This window comes from Croceicoccus marinus, from assembly GCF_001661675.2.
In the GTDB taxonomy this organism is placed as follows: domain Bacteria; phylum Pseudomonadota; class Alphaproteobacteria; order Sphingomonadales; family Sphingomonadaceae; genus Croceicoccus; species Croceicoccus marinus.
Map to the genome: position 1 here is coordinate 2,406,808 of NZ_CP019602.1, position 20,285 is coordinate 2,427,092.

The 20,285-nt window shown below is 65.0% G+C and carries 18 protein-coding genes; 8 read left to right on the forward strand and 10 right to left on the reverse strand.

The window, feature by feature from the left end:
* Positions 1 to 27: 27 nt before the first annotated feature.
* Positions 28 to 828, forward strand: coding sequence for an SDR family NAD(P)-dependent oxidoreductase (locus A9D14_RS11500; protein WP_066846566.1), 801 nt, complete (start codon positions 28 to 30; stop codon positions 826 to 828).
* On the opposite strand, the gene A9D14_RS11505 is transcribed toward A9D14_RS11500, so the two are convergent.
* The gene (locus A9D14_RS11505; RefSeq protein ID WP_232468525.1) at positions 825 to 2,330 is read right to left on the reverse strand and encodes an LTA synthase family protein; all 1,506 of its coding nucleotides are present in this window, start codon (positions 2,328 to 2,330) and stop codon (positions 825 to 827) included. The two genes, A9D14_RS11500 and A9D14_RS11505, sit on opposite strands and share 4 nt — an antisense overlap.
* Positions 2,331 to 2,651: 321 nt before the next feature.
* Between A9D14_RS11505 and A9D14_RS11510 the strand changes: the two genes are divergently transcribed.
* Positions 2,652 to 3,833 (forward strand): capsule biosynthesis protein, encoded by a 1,182-nt coding sequence (locus A9D14_RS11510; protein WP_066849011.1) that lies wholly within the window; start codon positions 2,652 to 2,654, stop codon positions 3,831 to 3,833.
* Positions 3,834 to 3,884: 51 nt separating this feature from the next.
* Here A9D14_RS11510 and A9D14_RS11515 read toward each other — a convergent pair whose 3' ends face one another.
* A complete protein-coding gene (locus A9D14_RS11515; RefSeq protein WP_232468527.1) occupies positions 3,885 to 4,994 on the reverse strand; it encodes a polysaccharide biosynthesis/export family protein in 1,110 nt (369 codons plus the stop codon).
* A 193-nt stretch (positions 4,995 to 5,187) separates the two neighbouring features.
* On the opposite strand from A9D14_RS11515, the gene A9D14_RS11520 reads away from it, so the two are divergent.
* Positions 5,188 to 6,996 (forward strand): glycosyltransferase family 2 protein, encoded by a 1,809-nt coding sequence (locus A9D14_RS11520; RefSeq protein WP_066846573.1) that lies wholly within the window; start codon positions 5,188 to 5,190, stop codon positions 6,994 to 6,996.
* Between the two features lie 173 nt (positions 6,997 to 7,169).
* Positions 7,170 to 8,573, forward strand: a complete 1,404-nt coding sequence (locus A9D14_RS11525) for a methyltransferase domain-containing protein (protein ID WP_066846575.1) — start codon at positions 7,170 to 7,172, stop codon at positions 8,571 to 8,573.
* Between the two features lie 66 nt (positions 8,574 to 8,639).
* Here A9D14_RS11525 and A9D14_RS11530 read toward each other — a convergent pair whose 3' ends face one another.
* From A9D14_RS11530 to A9D14_RS11565, 8 genes are all read right to left on the reverse strand, one after another.
* Positions 8,640 to 9,089, reverse strand: coding sequence for an alginate O-acetyltransferase AlgX-related protein (locus tag A9D14_RS11530; RefSeq protein WP_066846577.1), 450 nt, complete (start codon positions 9,087 to 9,089; stop codon positions 8,640 to 8,642).
* Between the two features lie 180 nt (positions 9,090 to 9,269).
* Positions 9,270 to 9,530, reverse strand: a complete 261-nt coding sequence (locus A9D14_RS11535; protein WP_157668213.1) for an alginate O-acetyltransferase AlgX-related protein — start codon at positions 9,528 to 9,530, stop codon at positions 9,270 to 9,272.
* A complete protein-coding gene (locus tag A9D14_RS11540) occupies positions 9,502 to 11,304 on the reverse strand; it encodes a glycosyltransferase family 2 protein (RefSeq protein ID WP_198302014.1) in 1,803 nt (600 codons plus the stop codon). The genes A9D14_RS11535 and A9D14_RS11540 overlap by 29 nt, the downstream gene beginning before the upstream one ends.
* A gap of 72 nt (positions 11,305 to 11,376) precedes the next feature.
* Positions 11,377 to 12,024, reverse strand: coding sequence for an ABC transporter ATP-binding protein (locus A9D14_RS11545; RefSeq protein ID WP_066849014.1), 648 nt, complete (start codon positions 12,022 to 12,024; stop codon positions 11,377 to 11,379).
* Entirely contained in the window at positions 12,021 to 12,803 is a 783-nt protein-coding gene (locus A9D14_RS11550; RefSeq protein ID WP_066846586.1) for an ABC transporter permease, read from the reverse strand. Before A9D14_RS11550 ends, A9D14_RS11545 begins: the two co-directional genes overlap by 4 nt.
* The gene (locus A9D14_RS11555; RefSeq protein ID WP_066846589.1) at positions 12,803 to 13,984 is read right to left on the reverse strand and encodes a KpsE/RkpR family capsule polysaccharide export protein; all 1,182 of its coding nucleotides are present in this window, start codon (positions 13,982 to 13,984) and stop codon (positions 12,803 to 12,805) included. The genes A9D14_RS11550 and A9D14_RS11555 overlap by 1 nt, the downstream gene beginning before the upstream one ends.
* Before the next feature lie 60 nt (positions 13,985 to 14,044).
* The gene (locus tag A9D14_RS11560) at positions 14,045 to 14,923 is read right to left on the reverse strand and encodes a DUF5672 family protein (protein ID WP_066846590.1); all 879 of its coding nucleotides are present in this window, start codon (positions 14,921 to 14,923) and stop codon (positions 14,045 to 14,047) included.
* Position 14,924: 1 nt separating this feature from the next.
* On the reverse strand, positions 14,925 to 16,547 hold the full coding sequence (locus A9D14_RS11565; protein ID WP_066846592.1) for a glycosyltransferase family 2 protein: 1,623 nt from the start codon (positions 16,545 to 16,547) through the stop codon (positions 14,925 to 14,927).
* A gap of 236 nt (positions 16,548 to 16,783) precedes the next feature.
* On the opposite strand from A9D14_RS11565, the gene rfbA reads away from it, so the two are divergent.
* The 4 genes from rfbA to rfbB are packed head-to-tail and all read left to right on the forward strand — an operon-like array spanning position 16,784 to position 20,150.
* A complete protein-coding gene (rfbA, locus tag A9D14_RS11570; protein ID WP_066846598.1) occupies positions 16,784 to 17,671 on the forward strand; it encodes a glucose-1-phosphate thymidylyltransferase RfbA in 888 nt (295 codons plus the stop codon).
* 10 nt (positions 17,672 to 17,681) lie between these two features.
* Positions 17,682 to 18,227: a dTDP-4-dehydrorhamnose 3,5-epimerase gene (gene rfbC / locus A9D14_RS11575; RefSeq protein ID WP_066846601.1), complete on the forward strand. Its 546-nt coding sequence runs from the start codon at positions 17,682 to 17,684 to the stop codon at positions 18,225 to 18,227.
* Positions 18,224 to 19,096: a dTDP-4-dehydrorhamnose reductase gene (rfbD, locus tag A9D14_RS11580; RefSeq protein WP_066846604.1), complete on the forward strand. Its 873-nt coding sequence runs from the start codon at positions 18,224 to 18,226 to the stop codon at positions 19,094 to 19,096. The genes rfbC and rfbD overlap by 4 nt, the downstream gene beginning before the upstream one ends.
* Positions 19,089 to 20,150, forward strand: coding sequence for a dTDP-glucose 4,6-dehydratase (rfbB, locus tag A9D14_RS11585; RefSeq protein WP_066846607.1), 1,062 nt, complete (start codon positions 19,089 to 19,091; stop codon positions 20,148 to 20,150). Before rfbD ends, rfbB begins: the two co-directional genes overlap by 8 nt.
* The last annotated feature ends 135 nt before the right edge of the window (positions 20,151 to 20,285 follow it).

A 20,285-nucleotide genomic window follows, 5' to 3' on the forward strand; every position in this document is an offset into this window, starting at 1 on the left:
CCTGTATGAAAGACAGATGATGCCGACATGTCGAAAATAGGTCGCACATTTCCCGGCATTTCCGGTCCGAAACGGATCCTTGTCACCGGCGCGTCGGGCGGGCTGGGTTCGGCGCTGGCGCGCGTGCATGCGGCGCCGGGCGTTTCGCTGTGCCTGTGGGGCCGCGATCGCGCCCGGCTGGACGCGGCGGCCGACCAGTGCCGCGCGCTGGGATCGGCGGTAGAGGTGCGCAGCCTGGATCTTGCCGATGGCGAGGCGGCGCTCGATGCCTTGCGGGCAGAAGATGCCGACATGCGATTCGACATGGCCTATCTGGTCGCAGGCAGGGGCGACACGCGCGCGCCGGGACAGCGCATCGAAAGCGCCGGGCTGGCGCTGCGCCTGGGGCAGGTCAATTTCAGCGTGCCCGCCGCGATGGCCAGCGAACTGGTCCAGCATATGGCCGAACGCGGCGGCGGCCGGGTGGTGCTGATCGGATCGGCAGCAGGCCAGCATGCGCTGCCCTTTGCGGCGGCCTATGCGGCCAGCAAGGCGGGCCTGGCCCGCTATGCCCAGGCGCTGCGGATCGCCGCCGCGCCGCTGGGCGTTTCCGTGACGCTGGCGGCGCCGGGCTTCATCGACACCCCCGCCGGGCGCGCGGTTCCGGGACCAAAGCCGCTGCTGCTAGGCGCCGACGAAGCCGCGAGGCGGATCGCGCGCGCGGCAATGGCGGGCAAGGGCCATTTCGTCACGCCCTGGCCGTTCGCCGCCTTGCGCGTGATCGATCGGATGCTGCCCACCGGCCTGCGCGCGCGCCTGCTGCGCGGCCTCGCTCCGCCCGGGGGCTAGTCCGCCGCCGGGCTTAGCGTGCAGTCCAGCACCAGATGATGCAGCGCGGCGGGCGTCAGGTCGCGGCGCTGGCCGTCGCCGCGAATCGGCCGCCCCTGGCCATCGAAGCGCAGCACGACATAGGGCGTGTGGCGCTCGCCGCCCGGCTCGCTGGCGCCGGGGATGCTGGGCCGGTGGTCGCCGAAGAAGACCAGCATGGCGGGCCGGCGCAGCGCCGCGATTTCGCCGCGCAGATCGGCCAGCATCGCATCGCCCTTTGCCACCAGCCGCAGATATTTGGCGACGAGGCGGCTGGCTTGCGTTCCCGATGGCGCATCTTCGGCGCTCTCGTCCGCCGACCACGGGCCGTGATTCTCGATCGTCACGGCATAGAGCAGCGTCGGATCGGCGGCTTCACGGGCCAGTTCCATGATCTTGCGGGCGATGGCCGCGTCGGTGACATAGCGCCCCTCGCCCTTGGCGGGCGGGTCGAAACTGTCCTCTCCCACCAGGCGCGCGAAGCCGCTGGCGGGCAGGATCCGGTCGCGGCCATAAAAGCGCATGTCGTGCGGGTGGATGAACATGCTGTTCCAGCCAGCAGGCTCCAGCCGCCGGGGCAAGGCATAGGCCGTGTCACGCAGCGCGGTAAGGAAGGGGTCGAACCGGCGAAAGCCCAGTTCGCTTTCCTCTCGCCCGAAGATCACTGCATATTCGGTGCGCATCGTATAGGCGCCGAAACCGCTGACCTGCAGGCGTCCCCATTGCCACGCATCGTTTCTCGCCCCGGCAAGCGCGGGCAGCGCCAGTGCGGGATCGCCGAACAGATCGACCGGGTCGGCAAAGGATTCGCACTGGATTGCGACGATCAGCTGCGGCGCGTCGCCCCCGCCGATGGCGCGGCGGACTGGCGGGCGGGCGGGCGCCTCGACAACGGCGCGCCAGCGGCGCCAGTGCAGCAGCAAGGTCGGCACCAGCCCCAGCCGCATCACATCGGCTTCGGCATCGGGCACAAGCGCCAGCGCGCCGAAACGCGGCAGGCGCATGATCGCAGTCAGCGCCGCCAGGCTGGCCAGCGCCAATCCCGCGCCCAGCAAGTGCGGCAGCGGTTCGGGCACCAGCAGCCAGGCCACCAGCGCGGCCAGCAGCACGGCGACGATGATCATCGCGGCGATCTGCAATCTGGTCAGCGCCGACAGATAGAATTGCGGATGCCGGAAAATCGCGCCCACCAGCGCCAGGTCGGAAAACAGCAGGGGTTCGCCCAGCATCGCCCGCTTGGCGTTCGACGCCAGCGTCAGCAGGGCCAGCAGCGCGAATGCCAGCAGGACGGACAGCGCCGCATTCCCGCACAAGGCCAGGAACCCGCCATACAGGGCCACGCTGACCAGCGCGAGCAGCACGCTGCCCTCCACGCTGCGCCAGCCGGCGCCGAAACGCCGCGCGGCCTGCGGGCGAGCCAGCCCGTCGAGCACCAGCGCGGCCGCGATCAGCGGAAGTATCGGCAGCAGGACGGTCAGGATCACCGGGGTGTCCGTCGGAAAGCAAAGGCATGGTTGAATTGTGACATCAGGGCAACGTCCGTGCGCATAGTTCATCCCATGGTCAAGGTAGTTACGCTCTGGCTTCGTCTGATGGGGTAAGACGGGTCCGATCCCATTGGATTCAGGGCCGGAACGCATTAGCGGAAGCAGCATATGTATCGTTTGACCGACAAGGAAAATGCCGTGCCGGCGGTTCCCGACAGGGCGCTGGGGCATCGGTCCGGCCGTTTTCCCACGCCGGCCGCCGAACCTAACGACGAAGGCAATCCCGAACGGCGCAGCGTGCTGCTGCTGCAGGGCCTGATGGGCCCGCTTTTCCGCCGGCTGGGGCAGGAACTGCTGAAAGACGGCCATGCGGTCCACAAGGTGAACTTCAACGGCGGCGACCGGCTCTACTGGCGCCTGCCCGGCGGTATCGAATATCGCGGTTCGCTCGAGGACTGGCCCGAGGCGCTGCGCGCGATCCTGCAGGACAAGCAGGTTACCGATGTCGTGCTGTTCGGCGATTGCCGGTTGCACCATCTGGCCGCCACCGCCGTCTGCCGCGAAATGGGCGTGCCCGTCCACGTGTTCGAGGAAGGCTATATCAGGCCCGACTGGGTGACGCTGGAACTGGGCGGGGTGAACGGCCATTCGCTGCTGCCGCGCGATCCGCAATGGTACCGCGACGCCGCCGCCGCGCTGCCGCCGGTGCCCGAACACCGGCAAGTGCCCTCGTCCTTCCGCAGGCGCGCGCTGGAAGGGCTGCTGTACAATGTCGGCGATGTGCTGACGCGGCGGGCCTATCCGCACTGGACCAACCATCGCCCGTGGCACCCGGTGATCGAAGGCGTGGGATGGATGCGCAAGCTGGGTCGCCGCAAGGCGGTGCGCAGGCAGGCCACCGCGCTGATCGAACGGCTGGTGATCGAGCAGCCGGAATATTACCTTTTCCCGCTGCAGCTCGACAGCGATGCGCAGATCCGGCTGCATTCGCCCTTCGCGGGCGTGGCCGACGCGATGCGGCTGGTGCTGGAATCCTTCGCCAGCCACGCCCCGGCGAATACGCGCCTGGTGGTCAAGGAGCATCCGCTCGACAATGGGGTGCGCAACTGGCGCGAGGAGACCGAGAGCCTGGCCGCGCTGTTCGGCATTTCCGACCGGGTCGACTACATGGGCTGGGGCGATATCGTGCCCATCGCCCAGCGCGCGCGCGGCATGGTAACGATCAACAGCACCAGCGGCACGCTGGCGCTGGCGCTGGGCGTGCCGGTGGTGGTGCTGGGGCACGCGGTCTACGACATTCCCGACATCACCTGCCAGGACGGGCTGGACGCGTTCTGGACGAACCCCGCCGCCCCCGATCAGCAGACATTCGCGGCCTTTCGCCGCGTGCTGGTCGATCGCTGCCTGATCCCCGGCGGCTTCTTTTCGGAAGAAGCGCTGGAAAAGGTGGTGCGCCATGCCGTCGCCCGGTTCGAGGGCAAGGCGCTGCTTCCGGAATGATTCGCAAGACGTCGGCCCCGGTACGGTGCCGGGGCCGATGCCCGCGAACGATCAGTTGCCGAGGGTGTTGGCCACGGTGGTCACGGTGACAACCGGCGCGAACAGCTGGCTGATCGTCTGGATCAGCAGACGCGGCTGGTTCGCCTCGGCATTGCCGAAGTAGAGGATGTCATCGTCGCGCAGCGCGAATTGCTGCGCCAGGAAATAGGTCGGCGTCTTCATCAGGTTGAAGTGATAGACGACCGGCTCTGCGCCGTTCGGCCCGGTAAAGCGCAGCAGAAACACCGCCTGCGGGTCCGCCGTGCTGCGATCCGGGCCGCCTGCATTGGCAATCGCCTCCATCACCGTCATCGTGTCACGGGTGAACGGGAACTGCTGGACCCGGCCCGACGCGCCCATCACCGAATACATCATCGGTTCGGGCAGGATTGTCAGCCGGTCGCCGGGATAGGCCTTCAGATCCTCGTACATGCCGGCCATGACCTTGCTCAGCCGGATGCGCGCCTCGTTCTCTCCACGCTTCACCCTTAGGACGAGGTCCTTGGGATCGCCGCGATAACCTCCCGAAAGCGCGACCACGTCGGACATGCTTTCCTGGTTCGTCTGCAGCACAAGCCGCCCCGGCTGCACGACTTCGCCCGCGACGATCACCGAATTGGTGATGACTTGCTCGCGGTTCACCAGCACCTGCGGATCCTGCGAAAGGGTCCGCAGCGACTGGCTGATCATCTCCTGCACTTCGGTGACGGTGCGGCCCCTTACATTAAGCCGGCCGACATAGGGAATCGTAATCTCACCGTCGTCGTTGACGCGGCTGGCGGGCAGCGCCTGCATCTTGACTGCGGGGTCGAAGCTGCCGCCCATCTCCGCACTCGCGCCCGTGCTACCGAACAGGGGGATGCCCGCTTCATAGATGCTGATTGCCAGCACGTCGCCCGGCCCGACGATGTCGGTCGGCGTCGTGGGCTGCATCGGCAGGGTCCACTCGACGGGGGGAAGCACCGGGGGCACGACTTCCGCGCGGTCCACTTCGACAATAGCAATCTGCGGGCCCGTTCCGCTCTCGACCGCCTCTTCGGCAGTCGATCGGATCTGGCTGCCGGTGGGCCCGGTGCTGGGCAGCGTCGAACACCCGCACAGGATGCCCAGCGTGACAGGCACCAAGCAATATCTAAAATTCATGCGCAATTGCAAACCAGTCTGTTATAGCGATCGGCCCACCTAACGAATTACCATTGGCAGGCAAAGGCCGAACTCGCTTTACTCGTCCAACCGATTGCGCCGTGCGGGAAAGGACCATGCCCCCCTCGCGCACAATCCGTCCCGGCCGGGCAACGCCCCTGATGCGATTGCAATGACGCGACACTCAAACCTTCAGTCGGCCCGCCGGATCGCGGCGATACGCGATGCGCTGCTGCTGGTCCTGCTCCGTCCGGGCAGGCTGGCGGGCGCGGGCTGGGCAAGGCTGTGCGGCAAGCGGGTGCGCGCGCGCAACCGGCTGCACGCCGCAATCGCCAGCCTTCCCTTCGCGCACCAGCGCCGGATGCAGGCGGCAGCGCTAGACGATTTCGGCGTCCTGTCGGGGGTGGAGGATGACGCGCTGCCCGGATTGGCCGTTCATCTGCATCTGCAGCCCGGCGGCCGGCCCGAACAGATCCGCCGCGCGCTCACCTCGGCGCGGCGGCAGAGCCTTGCGGCGCGGCGCATTCTGGTAACCGCCGCCGACGGCGCGCCGACCGACTCACTGGACGGCGCGGTCGAACTGGTCGCCGGCCGGTTTCCGGACCGCTTGTCCGGCCTGGGCGCCGCGCTCGATGCAGCGCATGGGCTGGGGATCGAGCTGCTGGTCCCGCTGGCAGCCTGCGACGCCCTGCCCGGCGACGCGCTGACGGCCTATGCGGCGGCGACCACGGCCTCTGGTGTCCCCTGCCTGCTTTACGGCGATCAGGACGAATTCGGACCCGGCGGCGGCCATGGCCGCGATCCGTGGCTGAAGCCGCAATGGGACCCGCGCCTGTTCCTGTCGCAGGATTATATCGGCCATGCCTGCGCGCTTCCGGTCAATGCGGTCAGGGCCGATCTTGCCGCCGTGCCGCCGCGCGCCGGAGAGGCGCTTTACGAACGGTTGCTGCGTCTGACGCTCGATCCGGCGGGGCCCGCCCTTGCCGTTCGTCACGTCCCCCGCGTTACGGCCCGTACGCCGGTGGGTGCATGGCTGCGTGAACAGGAAAGCCGCCGCGTCGCGGTCGCGCGCCTGCTGGACGGGCGGGCGACCATCCGGGCCGGACAATACGGAGCGGTCGCGGTCGAATGGAACCTGCCCTCGCCGCTCCCCCGCGTCAGTATCGTCGTCGCCACGCGCGACCGCGTCGAACTGCTGCGCACCTGCATGGAAGGTCTGCTCGAAGACACCGATTATCCGAATTTCGACATCGTACTGGTCGACAACGACAGCCGCGATCCCGAAACACTGGACTATATGGCGGGTATCGCCGCCGATCCGCGCGTGCAGCTTCTGCGCTGGCCGCACCCGTTCAACTATTCGGCGATCAACAATCATGGCGCGCGCCATGCCTCGGGCGAGTTCCTCTGCCTCCTTAACAACGATGTCGAGATCGTGCATCCCGACTGGCTGACCGCCATGGTGCGCGAGGCTGTTCAGCCCGGCGTCGGCGCGGTGGGCGCACGGCTGCTCTATCCCGACCGGTCGATCCAGCATGCGGGCGTGGTCATCGGCATGGGCAACGCCGCGGGCCATGCGCATCGCGGACTGGTCGAGGGCGAGGCGGGCTATTTCGCGCAGGCCCATGTCGCGCGCGGCGCCAGCGCGGTCACCGCCGCCTGCCTGCTGGTGGCCAGAACGCATTTCGACGCGGTCGGCGGGCTGGACGAGGAAGGGCTGGCGGTGGCCTACAACGATGTCGACCTGTGCCTGAGGCTGCGCGCGCTGGGCCTGTCCAATATTTACACCCCCGCCGCCACGCTCGTGCACCACGAAAGCAAGTCGCGGGGTCTGGACTTCGCGCCCGAACACATGGAACGCTATTTGCGCGAACTCGCCGTGTTTCAGCAGCGCTGGGACAGCATCGGACATGTCGATGCATGGCATCACCCGCATCTCGACCGCGCGAGCGAGACCTATGTGGCGGGTTTCCCACACTGATTGCGAACGAGCGGGGCGCTAGGCACGGGCGCGGCAATTGCACCCTTGCCTTCGCCGGATTTGACGGGCAATTGCGTTTCCCTGACATGCGGTACGACCCACGAAGGTCCGCCAGCCATCGCTCGCCGCGATGCGTCACACCATTCCGTCAGACAGGAGCGCGTCGGTTCAGGATGCATGATACTGCACTAGAGATCGGCCGTCTGGCGATCGAGATCTACGGCGGCGGCGCCGGCCAGAAAATACTCGAGATCGGTTCGCTGGACGTGAACGGCTCGCTTCGGCAGTTCCAGCCCGAAGGCAGCCATTATCTCGGCGTCGATCTGGAGGCGGGCGATGGCGTCGACATGATCGTCAAGCCGGGCCAGCCGCTGCCGTTCGCCGACGGCAGTTTCGATCTGGTGCTGGCCTCCTCGGTGTTCGAGCATGACCCCGCCTTCTGGAACACCTTCCTCGACCTGGTGCGGCTTCTTCGCGAGGGGGGCATGCTGTACATCAACGCGCCGTCCAACGGGCTAGTCCACCGCTATCCCGAGGATCACTGGCGCTTCTATCCCGATTCCGGCCGTGCCCTCGAACGCTGGGCCGCGTCGCAGGACATGGAAGTCCGCCTGATCGAGAGTTTCATCGCCCCGCGCAAGAAGGACAACTGGAACGATTTTGTCGCGGTGTTCCGCAAGGGATCGGACGAAGGCGGCCTGTCGGGCCGGTTCATCCATGCGGAGGTCGAAGGGTTCAACGTCTGGACCATAGGCGTCGCCGAACCGCTCAAGTCCGTCGGCCCGACCGAGGACATGCAACTGCTGCGGACCGAGCGCGAAAGCGCGAAGAAGCTGAAGGACGAGCGCGAGCAGGCGGTCAAGGCAGCGGACGATGCAAGAAAGGACGCCGCGGCCACGCAGGCCACCCTTGAAAGCAGGTTGCGCCAGCGCGAGGAGGAAATCGCGCAGACGAGCAGCGAGCGCGACAAGTATCGCAAGGCTGCTGACGAAGCCGGCAAGCTGCAGAAAGATCTGACGGAAGCCAATGGCTGGGTGTTCCGGCTATCCCACGAACGGCAGAAATTCGCAGCCGAGCTTGCACGCGTGCGAAATCGCGCGGCGCGGCTGGAAACCGAACTGAAGGCCGAAAAGGCGGCGACCCGCAATCTGTCTGCCCAACTCAAGCGCGAGCGAGCGAAGGTGGAAAAGCTGGCTGCAGCCATGCCAAAGCAGACCGGATCGTCCGAAACGCCGGAAAAGCTGCGCGCGGCCGAGGAAAGCCTGCGCGCCCGCTATGGCGAGCTTGCCACCATGACCCGGCTGCTAAAGACTGCGGAGACGCAGCGGCAGAAGATTGCGGACGACAGCGAGCGCATGGTCGAGATCACCGCCGTCCTGAACGCCACGCCTCGCTGGTGGGCACTGATGCCACGCTCGTGGAGGCGGAGCAAGGAACACGCCCGGCTCAAGTCGCGCCGCCTGTTCGATGCTGCCAGCTATCTGCAGCGCTATCCCGACGTGGCCGGCGAAGGCATGGACCCTGTCGTTCACTTCATGCGCCACGGCAGGCACGAAGGCCGCGAGCCGATCGGCTGAAGCGGGTGGGTGGGTCCAGGGGCGGGGACCTGCCTATTCTGGATATTGGGCCAGCGATTTTATCGATCAGCTTGCAGTGCGCTTCTTCGCAACATGCTCCGCATTGGTCGGTCCAGCAGCGTCATCGGGAACGCTGACGAGGAAACGTTCGACCTGCTGGCTGACCACGAAATCGGGCTTTTCGCGCGCTATGATGCCGTAATCGATATTCGGCTGCCATACAGCGACCACTCGTGAGAAGCGCGATGCGAACATCTGCATCTGCGCGGAACCGAAGGAGTCCCTAAATAATACCAATGTAGGCAGACTGGTATCCTCGTTCTCCATGATCAGCAGTCGGCCCACATTATTGACGCCATTATCCTCGACCAGCCTGAATCGGGGGTTGAGCATACGACCCAGTTGCGTTTCGGTCGTCTGGCCGATCTTTTCCGTCAGATCGCCGGGTATGGTGCGCAGGTCGAATGCAATATCTTCCGCGCCGAGTTCTGGCAGCCCCAGTTCCCGCATCAGCACGTTAAAGGCGCATGCGGCTCCGCGATGGTTCCAGTGTGTATCGCCCTCGCAATAGGTCTGATAATCCAGCGAGCCGGCGATCAGGTCGTCCAGAAAGTAACGATGCGGGATACGGCCCTGTGCCGCATCAAGGATGTCATGAACCGGTCGGCGTTCCGCGAGGACAATCTCGGTGGGAAGTTATTGCGGATAGACGCAGGCCTTGTTGGGAATGATGCCAAAGAAGTAGCGATCGGTTAGTTCCGCCATCCGCGAGGCGCGGTATTCGAACAGGCGGCGCCACCGATCCTGGAAATCGCCGGGCAGCGGATAACGACCCGTAACCTGCGCCATCACATCATTCGTATCCTGGCAAAGGAACAGCCAGCCATCGCGGCCGACCATGACATTGCGATGCGTGGCCGGAACAGGCTCAGGCTGCGGCACGGGATTGGCTTTCAAGCTTTTCGAGTTTTTCGACATATTCGTCGATCACAACCTGGATCGCAGGACGATATTTCGGATCAGCCACATCGCGAACGATCTCGCGTATTTCCATCGCATTGCGTATCTTGCCCGGTGTAGTCAGGCCCGACCATGTTCCGCCACTGTGATGACGATAGGCGGTCATCGCGTCATTGATATATCCGATCGGCCCATGCTTTTCGAGGAAGAACGCGACAGTGATTTCAGAGAGACGGTACGTATAGGCATGATAAGGAAGCCTTCTCATAAGGTCGGTAACGAAGACGCAGGCTGAGAAATTGACTATCAGATTCATGTTTGGATCCGCGATGAAATCCGAACCGGTTAGCTTGTCGGTCTTCAGCTTGATCTGCCGCTCGAGATATCGGACCTCCTGCGACCCATTCTTCTCACGCACCATTTTGATTTTCGAAAAGACCATCGAGCATTCGGGACTTTCCCGCAGGAAGCGGACTTTCCTTGCGATGTTATCGTCGGCTTCCCAATAGTCGTCGCCTTCGAGGATTGCGATATATTCGCCTGCCGCTTCCCGGAAGCAGCGGCGAAAATTTTCGGATATACCCATGTTGAATGGGCTCGAGATGTTTCGCACGACATGTGGATGCTTCTTCGCGAACTCCGCTATGATCTCTGGCGTGCGGTCCGTCGATCCGTCATCGGCGATCAGGATTTCGAAGGTGAACCAGCCCTTCTGACAGATCGCACTTTCCAGCGCTTGAAGGATATATTCTTCTTGATTGTAGCTCAGGACCGCGATGGTTACCGTAGGGCGGAAATCATGCTTGCGGTGAACCTGCATGCGGGCCTGGGGATAGGACTGGTTGCGCGTGATACGCTCGTCGGAATCACGGTCGCAGTAGTCCATCAGCACCACCGGAAGATGTACCGGCGGAAACACCTTGGCATAGCGGAGGATCAGTTCCCAATCGACAAGGCGTTTCAATTCGCTGTCGAAACCGCCTAGCATCTTGTAGCACATGCGCGAGTGACAGAAGACGCCGATGTCGATAAAATTGCGTGACGCCAGATCTTTCAGATCGAAGGCGCGTCCACCGATCCTGTCGCTACCGTTTACCTTGAAGTTGGCATAAATCGTCTGTGTCTGCGGATTACGTACGATCGCCTGCGCGAACGTGTCGAGAAACTCCGGACGGATCGTATTGTCGGAATCTAGATATGTGATCCACTTCCGCGATGCCTTTGACAAGCCGATATTCCGGGCCATGCACACGCCGGAGCCAGTCTCGTTACGGATATAGACGATCTGCCCGGCGGCCAGAGCATCGGCATATTTGCGCGCGACGAGCTGCTCGGTTCCGTCGGTAGAGCCATCGTCCACAATCACCAGCTCGAAGTTGCGGTGCGATTGCGCCATCAGCGAATCGATTGCCGCCACGATGCAATGAGCCCGGTCGCGGGTCGGCATGATCACGGAAAAGGCAATGCCGGCGGGATCGGTCAGCGGCAATGACGCCGTTGCCGCACCTACCGGACCGGATGTCCCAGCCGCCGAAATTGGTATAGGCGCGCCCGTGCGGACGTGGTGAAGCAACGGGTTCTCATTCTCGGCAAGGCTTCCGACATGCCGTTCGCGATAGGCACCCGTGTCAAAAGTCGGGGAAGGATTACGCCCCAAATGCGCACCGATCCAGAGATAGTGTTCGACCGGATCGATCCCGGCGTCGGCAACGTCCGGATACTGGGTCCGATACCAGTTCTCGTCAAACAAGCCGCTCTGCTTGATGGTCATGATGTCTTGCTGCATTCCCGAACCCGTCATTTTTCCCGTCGCTTGAAAAGCCATTGGCCAAGTGATGCGCCCTCAAAGCCCCTCGTATATCGAAAGGGCCTCGCCCACATCCTCGTGCATGGTGGCGATGCCCTGGTGCAGGACGATCGCGCGATTGCAGTATTTCCTGACCATCTCCAGGCTGTGCGAGGCAAGCAGCAGCGCGCGGTCCTGTCGCTGTTCGAAGAATTCCTCCTCGCACTTCTTCTGGAAAGCGCGATCGCCCACCATGATCACCTCGTCGATCAGATAGCATTCGAATTCGATTGCCAGCGACAGGGCGAAGGCCAGCCGCGCGCGCATGCCCGACGAGTAGTTCTTGACCGGCATGCGCAGCTGGCTGCCAAGCTCGGTGAACTCCTCGATGAAATCGCGCATCTCGCGATAGGGTCTGTCATAGATGCGCGCGATGAAGCGGGCGTTGTCGAAGCCCGTCAGGCTGCCCTGGAACCCGCCGTTGAAGCCCAACGGCCACGAACAGCTCATCTTGCGCACGATCTTGCCCGACGTCGGCATCTCGACCCCGCCGATCAGCCGGATCAGCGTGGACTTGCCAGCGCCGTTGCGGCCGAGCAGGCCGATGCGGTCGCGCGGGTTGATCGTGAAATCGACTCCGCGCAGCACCGTCTTGGTGACCGGGCCGCTGCGGTACTGCTTGTGGAGGTTGCGGCAGTGGATCATGCCACGGCCAGCGTCCGGCGAACCCGGCGGCACAGCACCAGCCCGGCGAAGATGAACCCGAAGCTGACGATCAGCGCCTTGGGCACGTCGTAATAGGGAAGCACCAGCTCGCCGAACAGGCCGGCGCGCATCATCTCCATTCCTGAGACCAGCGGCGACCACATCAGCGCATCGCGCAGCTTTTCGGGCAGCCACGAGGCCATGTTGAACACGCCGGACAGCGGGATCGCGATATAGACGCTAACCGGGACCAGCTTCTCCACCACCGTCGACACTTCCGACAGCGGGGCAAGGACGAGACAGATCGAGAGGACGAACAGCACGTAGATCGCCCAGCCCGCGATCAGCAGCGCGACATCGGCGGGCATCGGGAAAAGGCCAAAGAACATCAGCACGATCCCACCGAAGATATAGGCCATCATCGCACCGATCGCTTCCAGCGCGACCCGCACGAAGACGAAATCCAGCACCTTGACCTGCCGGTGATACAGCAGCGCGCTGTTGGCGACGAAAATCTTGGCCGATTGGCCGAAGGAATGGCGCAGGAACGTCAGCGGGATATAGCCGCTGACGACAAAGGGGATGATGCCGATCCCGTGGCTTTCAGGACCCTTAAGGAAGGACCACAGCGTGCCCACCATTCCGGCGAACAGCAGCGGTTCGGCCATGATCCACAGGAAGCCGATATTCTCGCGTCCGAAGCGGGTGACCAGTTCGCGGACCATCAGCGCCTTGATAACCTTGGCCTGGATCCGCAGGCCTTCAGCAAAGCGTTCCATCAGTCGTCCGGCGCGTGCTCGAGTATTCCGACGACGAGCATCCAGCCGACCAGGTACAGGCACAGGCAGGCGAACAGCACGGCCAGCACGCTCTTGAGCCTGTTCGGCAGCAGCGCATCGTCAGGGCGGTTGGGTTCGACCACCCGTTCAAGATAATATTGCTGGCTCACGGCCTCGGCGCGCGCCTGTTCCAGCGAGGCGTTGGCAGCCGTCAGCATCTGCGTCGCGAATTCCTGTTCGACCAGCAGCGTTTCATAGCCCGTCAGCTTCGACGCGATGCCGCCCGGCGTGCCGACGGCGCGTCCGGTCTGTTCGGCGACCTGCTGGGCCAGCGCCGCCACCCGTTCGCGCATGGCGGGCAGAGAGGGATGATTGGGCGTCGCGGCCTCGACCTCGGACAGCTTGGCACGCATGGCCGCTTCCTGCGTGATCAGATTGCTCGATACCGCAAGCACGGCGGCGCCCTGCTGCTCGGGATCGAGCAGGTCGGACTGGTTGCGAAAGGCCGCCAGCTGCACGCGCGCATTGCGCACCCGCTGCTCGGCAAGCTGCACGCGGTCCTGCGCCTCGTCGATGGCCTGAGCGTTGACCCGCTCGTTCAGCCGGTTCACCAATTGCTCGCTCAGGTCAAGCAGGCCCGCGTTCAGCGTCTGCGCATCTTCCGGCCGGAACGCATTGACCTGCAGGATCGTCAGCCCCGTTTCGGCATCGGGACCGGCATAGACCATCTCGTTGTAATATTCGTACAGGTCCTCGAAATTACCGCTTTCGAACGGGCCGGGGAACTGGCTGAGAAAGTCGGCCTCTTCCGCCGAGAAGATCGCGCGCACGTCGACCGAGCGCGAGACGTCGACGAGGGCATCGCGCGAGCGCAGATAGCCCAGGATCTCGCTGCTCTGCTCCTGCCCGCCGCCCAGGCCGGCGTTCTGCATGAAGCTGCTGAACGACGACATCGAATTGGCACGCCGGTCGGGCGCCTTGATCACGAAACGCGATTCCGAGACATACACGTCCGCCGCGATCACCCCGTAATACAGCGAGGCGATCAGCGTGGGTGCGATCACGAACAATGCGAACCAGCGCCATTTCGTGAGCTTGTCGCCGACCTTGCGGAGAAGACCGCCGCTATTGTCGGTGCCAACCTCCTCGGCCAGTCGCTGAAGATCTTTATCGTGATGCATCAAGGCAGGTTTCTGTATAGCGCGTAGTAAAGACGCAGGTTTCAGTACCGTAGGTCAGGCTTAATCACCATTCCCGGACGGGATGCAAAGAGATTCGCGATTCTTCCCCGGTTTGTTTACCCGCCGGAATCGCCGCCCGATCGTCGCATCGCCCAGTCTGCGCCCGATCATCGCCAAAGCGCGCCGTGCCCCCCTAGCGCCCCCGAACACCGCGCGCAACAGGTCGGCGAAGTCGGGTTTCAGGCTCGATCGCTCGTCCAGCGAGGCATAGGCGGTCCAGAAACCCTCTGCCCCCAGCACGCGCGGCATCAGGAACACGCCGTGATAGCCGAAACTGCGATCGGGGTCCCCGGCGCGTTCGGCGGCGAACCGGTCGGCGACTTCGCGCGGGGCGAAACGCATGCCCTTCGCCTCGAGCAGGGGGCGATTGGTGCGCCCGATGGCCAGGTCCTCGGGGTGGTGGGCGGCGAAGTCGGGTGACCGGCATGCCTCCAGCAGGCGGCGGCTGCGCAGCGAGAAGCCGCCATTGCCCACGTCGTGCCCGTCGCCGAACTGCGGCCAGCTTGCCCCGACATAGTCGTAGTCGAGGAATTCGGCGCTCCAGCGCCCCGCGTCGATGACATGGCCGTCCCATTGCACGACCAGGCAATGCGAGCTGACCACGTGATCCGCCAGCCCTTTCAGGATGAACGACGAATAGGCCGCGGAGGACAGCATCGGCGCGACATGCACCAGCTTTATCGGCGCGGGCACCGGCGGCGCCTTCGCGATCGAGGCGCTGTCGGTGAACAGCAGCACCTGCGCAAAATCGATCTGGGCCATGCACGCTTCCAGCGCGCGGATCGTCGCTGCAAGGTTCACCGAACTCGCGGCGCAGAGCGTCACCTGGGGCAGCGACAGGCGGCGGTCGCCTGCGATCGTGGGGTTGGAATCGTCCATGTCAGATCCGCACCACGAATCGTCCGGAAAACGGGCTGAGCTGCGGGTGGTGGAACGGGTCCGCCGCCCTCTCGCTTCCGTCATTCGGGTCCAGCCCCGTGCCCCACCGCTCCTTCAGCGCGGCCAGTTCGCCCGCCAGCCGTGCCGCGCCGACCGGATCGCGGTCGAGCCCGCGCGAAACGGATTCGTGATGGATCAGCACGGCGCGCGGTTCGTAGAACGATTGCCAGCCGCGCGCTTTCAGCTTCAGACAAAGGTCGACATCGTTGAAGGCAACGGCGAAATTCCGTTCGTCCATCCCGCCGACTTCCAGGATCCGCGACCGCTGCGCCACCAGGCAGGCGGCGGTTACCGCCGACACGAACTGCGGCAACGCGTGGCGATGGAAATAGCCCTCCTCCTCGGGCCGCAGCAGCCGGTGCGCATGCGCCGCGCCCCCGCCCACGCCCAGCACCACGCCCGCGTGCTGGATCCGCCCGTCGGGATAGAGCAGCTGCGGCCCCACCGCACCGACTTCGGGCCGAAGCGCCTGCCGGACCAGCGTTTCCAGCCAGTGCGGGTCGCGGATCTCGATATCATTGTTGAGCAGGCAGACCATCCTGCCCGTCGCCTGCTCGACCGCGCGATTGTTCATCGCCGCGAAGTTGAACGCGCCCGGATGGCGCAGCACCCTTGCCGTCTCCGGCTCCAGACCCTTTAGGAAGGCGAGCGCTTCCGGATCGTCGCTGTCATTGTCGATCACGATCACGTCCAGCGCGCCCGCATATCGCGTGTCGGCAATTCCCTGCAGGCAGGTGCGCAGCAGGTCGACCCGATTGCGCGTGGGTACGATGATCGTGACCGATGGCTGGGACGAAGACGGATCGTGGCGGGCAGCGGCGGGCCGGATCGGGGCCGGGCGATCGCATCGGTGGTGGAGAATGGCGCGTACATGCAGCGGGTGCGCGCCTTCGGCCGCGGTGCGGGCTAACACGCGGCGCGTCAGGACCTCGGCGCGGTTGCCGCGCGGCAAGTCGTCCAGATCGCTCGCGCCCACGCGCAGCAGCGAGGCGCCTGTCAGAAAATCGTGATGCTCGAACAGGTCCGCATTCCAGTCTGGCTTGAAATGCGGCCTGCCGCGCGATCCGTCGGCGCCGATGATGTCGTCGTCGGCATAGAGGACATGGGTCCCCGGACCGGCCTGCGCGGCGGCATGGCGATAGGCGCCGCCGGCGCCCTCAGCCAGCAAGTCCCCCGCCTGCAGCGGCATGATCCAGGCCGCATGACCGGCATCGCGCATGGTCGCGGCGGGCGCGGCGATGTGCTCGATCCCCTCGCGCCGCAGGCTGGCCAGTGTCCTCTCGATGCCGGGCCCGTCCTCGACCAGCGCGACGATCGCGGGGCCCTCGACGGGCTGTGGCCGGTCGTCGGCTTCCGCCTGCGCCATCAGCCACAGCCGATAGGCGCGCGGCGAAGCGCCAAGCAGCGGCGCCATCTGCGAACGCGATCGCAGCCGCTTGCCGCACAGCCGCCACCACGCCGCCAGCAGCCACGCGCGCGGCGCTGCCCGCAGCGCATCGGCATGCACGGCAACGTGCAGCAGCGCCCGCCGCGCAGCGTCCAGCTTGGTATTGCCACCCGTCATCGACCCAAGCCGTTACCGCCAAGATGAAGCGGCGCAAGCCCCGTGCCCGAAAATGTGCGGATTTCGCGGTGGCGGGGCCGCCCGCCCGCATCCGCCGCGGCCCTGTGGGGTTGGCCCGGGGCAGGCTTGCAAGCCGGGTTCATTGCCCGTAGTCAGCCGACCGCAAGGGTTCAGGTGCAGGCCCGTTCGTCCGGACCGTCCGAGACTTGAACGGGCAGGCACGCAGCACAAGGGCAATGATAGTGCAACGCAAGGGCATCGTGCTGGCCGGGGGTTCAGGAACCCGGCTCTATCCGCTGACACGCGGCGTTTCCAAGCAGCTGGTCCCGGTCTATGACAAGCCGATGATCTATTACCCGCTGGCCGTGCTGATGCTGGCGGGAATCCGCGAGATCCTGATCATCACCACGCCCGAGGACCAGGCGCAGTTCCTGCGACTGCTGGGCGACGGGTCGGAATGGGGCCTCACCCTCGAATATGCGGTGCAGCCCAGCCCCGACGGTCTGGCGCAGGCATTCCACATCGGCGCCGATTTCGTGAAGGGCCATCCCAGCGCGCTGGTGCTGGGCGACAACATCTTCTACGGCCATGGCCTGCCCGAACAGCTGGCCGCCGCCGATGCCCGGACCGAGGGCGCAAGCGTATTCGCCTATTGGGTGTCGGACCCAACCGCCTATGGCGTGGTCGGCTTCGACAAGGGCGGCATGGCCACCAGTCTTGAGGAAAAGCCCGCGAACCCCAAGTCGAACTATGCGGTCACGGGCCTGTATTTCTATGACGAGACGGTGGTGGACCGCGCGCGCGACCTCAAGCCCTCGCCCCGCGGAGAGCTCGAGATCACCGACCTCAACCGCCTCTATCTCGACGACGGATCGCTATCGGTCGAAATCATGGGGCGCGGCTATGCGTGGCTTGACACCGGCACGCATGGATCGCTGCTGGATGCGGGCACCTATGTCCGCATTACCGAGGAACGGCAGGGCCTGAAGATCTGCTGTCCGGAAGAGATTGCCTGGCGCAACGGCTTCATCGACGACGCCAGGCTGCGCCAGATCGCCGAGCCGCTGAAGAAGTCGGGCTATGGCGATTACCTGCTCGGCCTGCTCGACCACGGCCCGGATTGAGGGGCGCGCCATGAACATCATCGAGACCCGCTTGCCCGGCGTATTGATCGTCGAGCCCAAGGTGTTCGGCGACGAGCGCGGCTTCTTCCTGGAAAGCTGGAACCGCGCGCGCTTTGCCGAGGCGGGGCTGGACGTCGATTTCGTGCAGGACAACCATTCGCGGAGCAATCGCGGCGTGCTGCGCGGCATGCATTTCCAGAACCCCGGCCCGCAGGGCAAGCTGGTGCGCGTGGTATCGGGAGCGGTATACGACGTGGCGGTGGACCTGCGCCGGTCCAGCCCGGCCTTCGGCCAGTGGGTCGGCGTGGAACTGAGCGCGGCCAACCACCGCATGCTGTGGGTGCCCGAAGGCTTCGCGCATGGCTTCCTGACATTGGAAGACGGCACCGACTTCCTCTACAAGTGCCGCGGCGGATACGAGCCCAAGGCGGAGCATTCGCTGGCGTGGGACGATCCCGATGTCGGAATCGAATGGCCGCTGGACGGGATTGAGCCGATCCTGTCGGGCAAGGACGCGCAGGGCACGCCGCTGGGCGAAGTGGAGACGTTTGCATGAAGGTGCTGATCACTGGCGCGAACGGACAGCTGGGCCGCGCGCTGGCGGCGACTGCGCCCGGCCCGCACGAGTCCGACCGGCACGAGATCGCCGCGCTGACCCGCGCCGAACTCGATCTGGCGGACGCGGACAGCATCGCCTCGGCCATCGCGAACCGCAAACCGGACGTGGTCATCAATGCCGGTGCCTATACCGCGGTCGACAAGGCGGAGAGCGAGACCGACCTCGCGCAGCGCATCAATGCCGACGCGGTGGGCCTGCTGCGGCGTAGCTGCGCCGACATCGGCGCGCGGCTTGTCCATGTCTCGACAGATTTCGTGTTCGATGGTGGTGCGGCCCATGCCTACCGCGTGGACGACATGCGCAATCCGCTGTCCGCCTATGGCCGCACCAAGGCCGCGGGCGAGGACATGGCCGGCCCCGACGCGCTGATCGTGCGCACCGCCTGGGTCTATGCCGCGGGCGGCGCCAGCTTTGTCGCCACCATGCTGCGCCTGATGCGCGAGCGGGACGAGATCGGCGTCGTATCCGACCAGATCGGCGCGCCGACATGGGCGACTTCGCTGGCGCGCACGATCTGGGGCCTGATCGCGAACGAGGAGAGCGGGATCCACCATTTCTCCGACGCCGGCGTCGCCAGCTGGTACGATTTCGCGGTCGCCATCGGCGAGGAAGCCGCCGCCATCGGCCTCATCGACCGGACCATCGCGGTAAAGCCGATCACCACCGAAGATTACCCGACGCCTGCCGTGCGCCCCGCCTTCTCGCTGCTCGACAGCCGCGCGACGCGCGAGGCCGCGGGCGTCGATCCCGTTCACTGGCGCGAGAACCTGCGCCACATGCTTCAAGAGGTAAAACAGCTTGGCTGATCTGCTCGTCACCGGCGGGGCCGGATTCATCGGCGGCAATTTCGTGCATTACTGGCGCGAGCGGCATCCCGGCGACACGATCGTCGTGCTCGACGCGCTGACCTATGCCGGCAACCGCGAGACCATCGAGGATGTCGACAATGTCGAGCTGGTCGTCGGCAATATCTGCGACACCGCGCTGGTCACCCGCCTGCTGGAAGAGCGCGGGATCGACACCATCGTGCATTTCGCGGCCGAGAGCCATGTCGACCGATCGATCAGCGCACCGGACGATTTCATCGAGACCAATGTCATCGGCACGCACAGCCTGCTGAAGGCCGCGCGCGATGTCTGGGTCGAAAAGGGATCGGGCCGCCCGCACCGGTTTCACCATGTCTCGACCGACGAGGTCTACGGCTCGCTCGGCCCCGACGATCCAGCCTTCAGCGAGACGACGCAATATCAGCCGAACTCGCCCTATTCGGCGTCCAAGGCCGGGTCCGACCATCTTGTGCGCGCCTATCACCACACCTTCGGGCTTGAGGTGACGACCAGCAATTGCTCGAACAATTACGGGCCCTATCAATATCCCGAAAAGCTGATCCCGCTGTTCCTGCTGAACGCGCTGTCGGGCAAGCCGCTGCCGATCTATGGCGACGGCATGAACGTGCGCGACTGGCTGCATGTCGAGGATCACTGCCGCGGGATCGAGGCGGTGCTGAAGAACGGCAAGCCGGGCGAGACATATAACATCGGCGGCGGGCAGGAACTACCCAATCTGACGGTGATCGAGGAAATCTGCCGCGGCGTCGACGCGATCTTCGCATCCGATCCCTCGCTGGCCGAGCGCTATCCAGACGCGCCCGCCGCCAAGGGCCGGCCGACCGATACGCTGAAGACCTTCGTCACCGACCGCAAGGGCCACGACCGCCGCTACGCCATCGACGAGACCAAGGCGCGCGAGGAGATCGGCTATACCCCCAGCCGCGACTTCCCGACCGGCTTTGCCGAGACCTTGCGCTGGTATCTCGACAACGAAGGCTGGTGGCGCGCCATTCTCGCCAGGGCGGGATAGCGCGCGCCGCGATCAATGCGGCGGCGATCCTTGTTGCCCTTTTGGGCAACGCGCTGGCTTGATGCGTAATTGCATCGAATCGCCAATTCGTGCTCCTTGTGCCTGTTCGCTCGGTCTGCGGCTTCTTGCGAAGGC

Excerpts from the sequence above, each read along its gene's own strand:
- A9D14_RS11565 (WP_066846592.1), bottom strand. The coding sequence starts at position 16,547 with ATGACGGGTGGCAATACCAAGCTGGACGCTGCGCGGCGGGCGCTGCTG.
- rfbA (WP_066846598.1), top strand. The coding sequence starts at position 16,784 with ATGATAGTGCAACGCAAGGGCATCGTGCTGGCCGGGGGTTCAGGAACC.
- A9D14_RS11550 (WP_066846586.1), bottom strand. The coding sequence starts at position 12,803 with ATGGAACGCTTTGCTGAAGGCCTGCGGATCCAGGCCAAGGTTATCAAG.
- A9D14_RS11520 (WP_066846573.1), top strand. The coding sequence starts at position 5,188 with ATGACGCGACACTCAAACCTTCAGTCGGCCCGCCGGATCGCGGCGATA.
- A9D14_RS11545 (WP_066849014.1), bottom strand. The coding sequence starts at position 12,024 with ATGATCCACTGCCGCAACCTCCACAAGCAGTACCGCAGCGGCCCGGTC.
- A9D14_RS11510 (WP_066849011.1), top strand. The coding sequence starts at position 2,652 with ATGGGCCCGCTTTTCCGCCGGCTGGGGCAGGAACTGCTGAAAGACGGC.
- rfbD (WP_066846604.1), top strand. The coding sequence starts at position 18,224 with ATGAAGGTGCTGATCACTGGCGCGAACGGACAGCTGGGCCGCGCGCTG.
- A9D14_RS11540 (WP_198302014.1), bottom strand. The coding sequence starts at position 11,304 with ATGACCATCAAGCAGAGCGGCTTGTTTGACGAGAACTGGTATCGGACC.
- A9D14_RS11560 (WP_066846590.1), bottom strand. The coding sequence starts at position 14,923 with ATGGACGATTCCAACCCCACGATCGCAGGCGACCGCCGCCTGTCGCTG.
- A9D14_RS11555 (WP_066846589.1), bottom strand. The coding sequence starts at position 13,984 with ATGCATCACGATAAAGATCTTCAGCGACTGGCCGAGGAGGTTGGCACC.
- A9D14_RS11525 (WP_066846575.1), top strand. The coding sequence starts at position 7,170 with ATGCATGATACTGCACTAGAGATCGGCCGTCTGGCGATCGAGATCTAC.
- A9D14_RS11500 (WP_066846566.1), top strand. The coding sequence starts at position 28 with ATGTCGAAAATAGGTCGCACATTTCCCGGCATTTCCGGTCCGAAACGG.
- rfbC (WP_066846601.1), top strand. The coding sequence starts at position 17,682 with ATGAACATCATCGAGACCCGCTTGCCCGGCGTATTGATCGTCGAGCCC.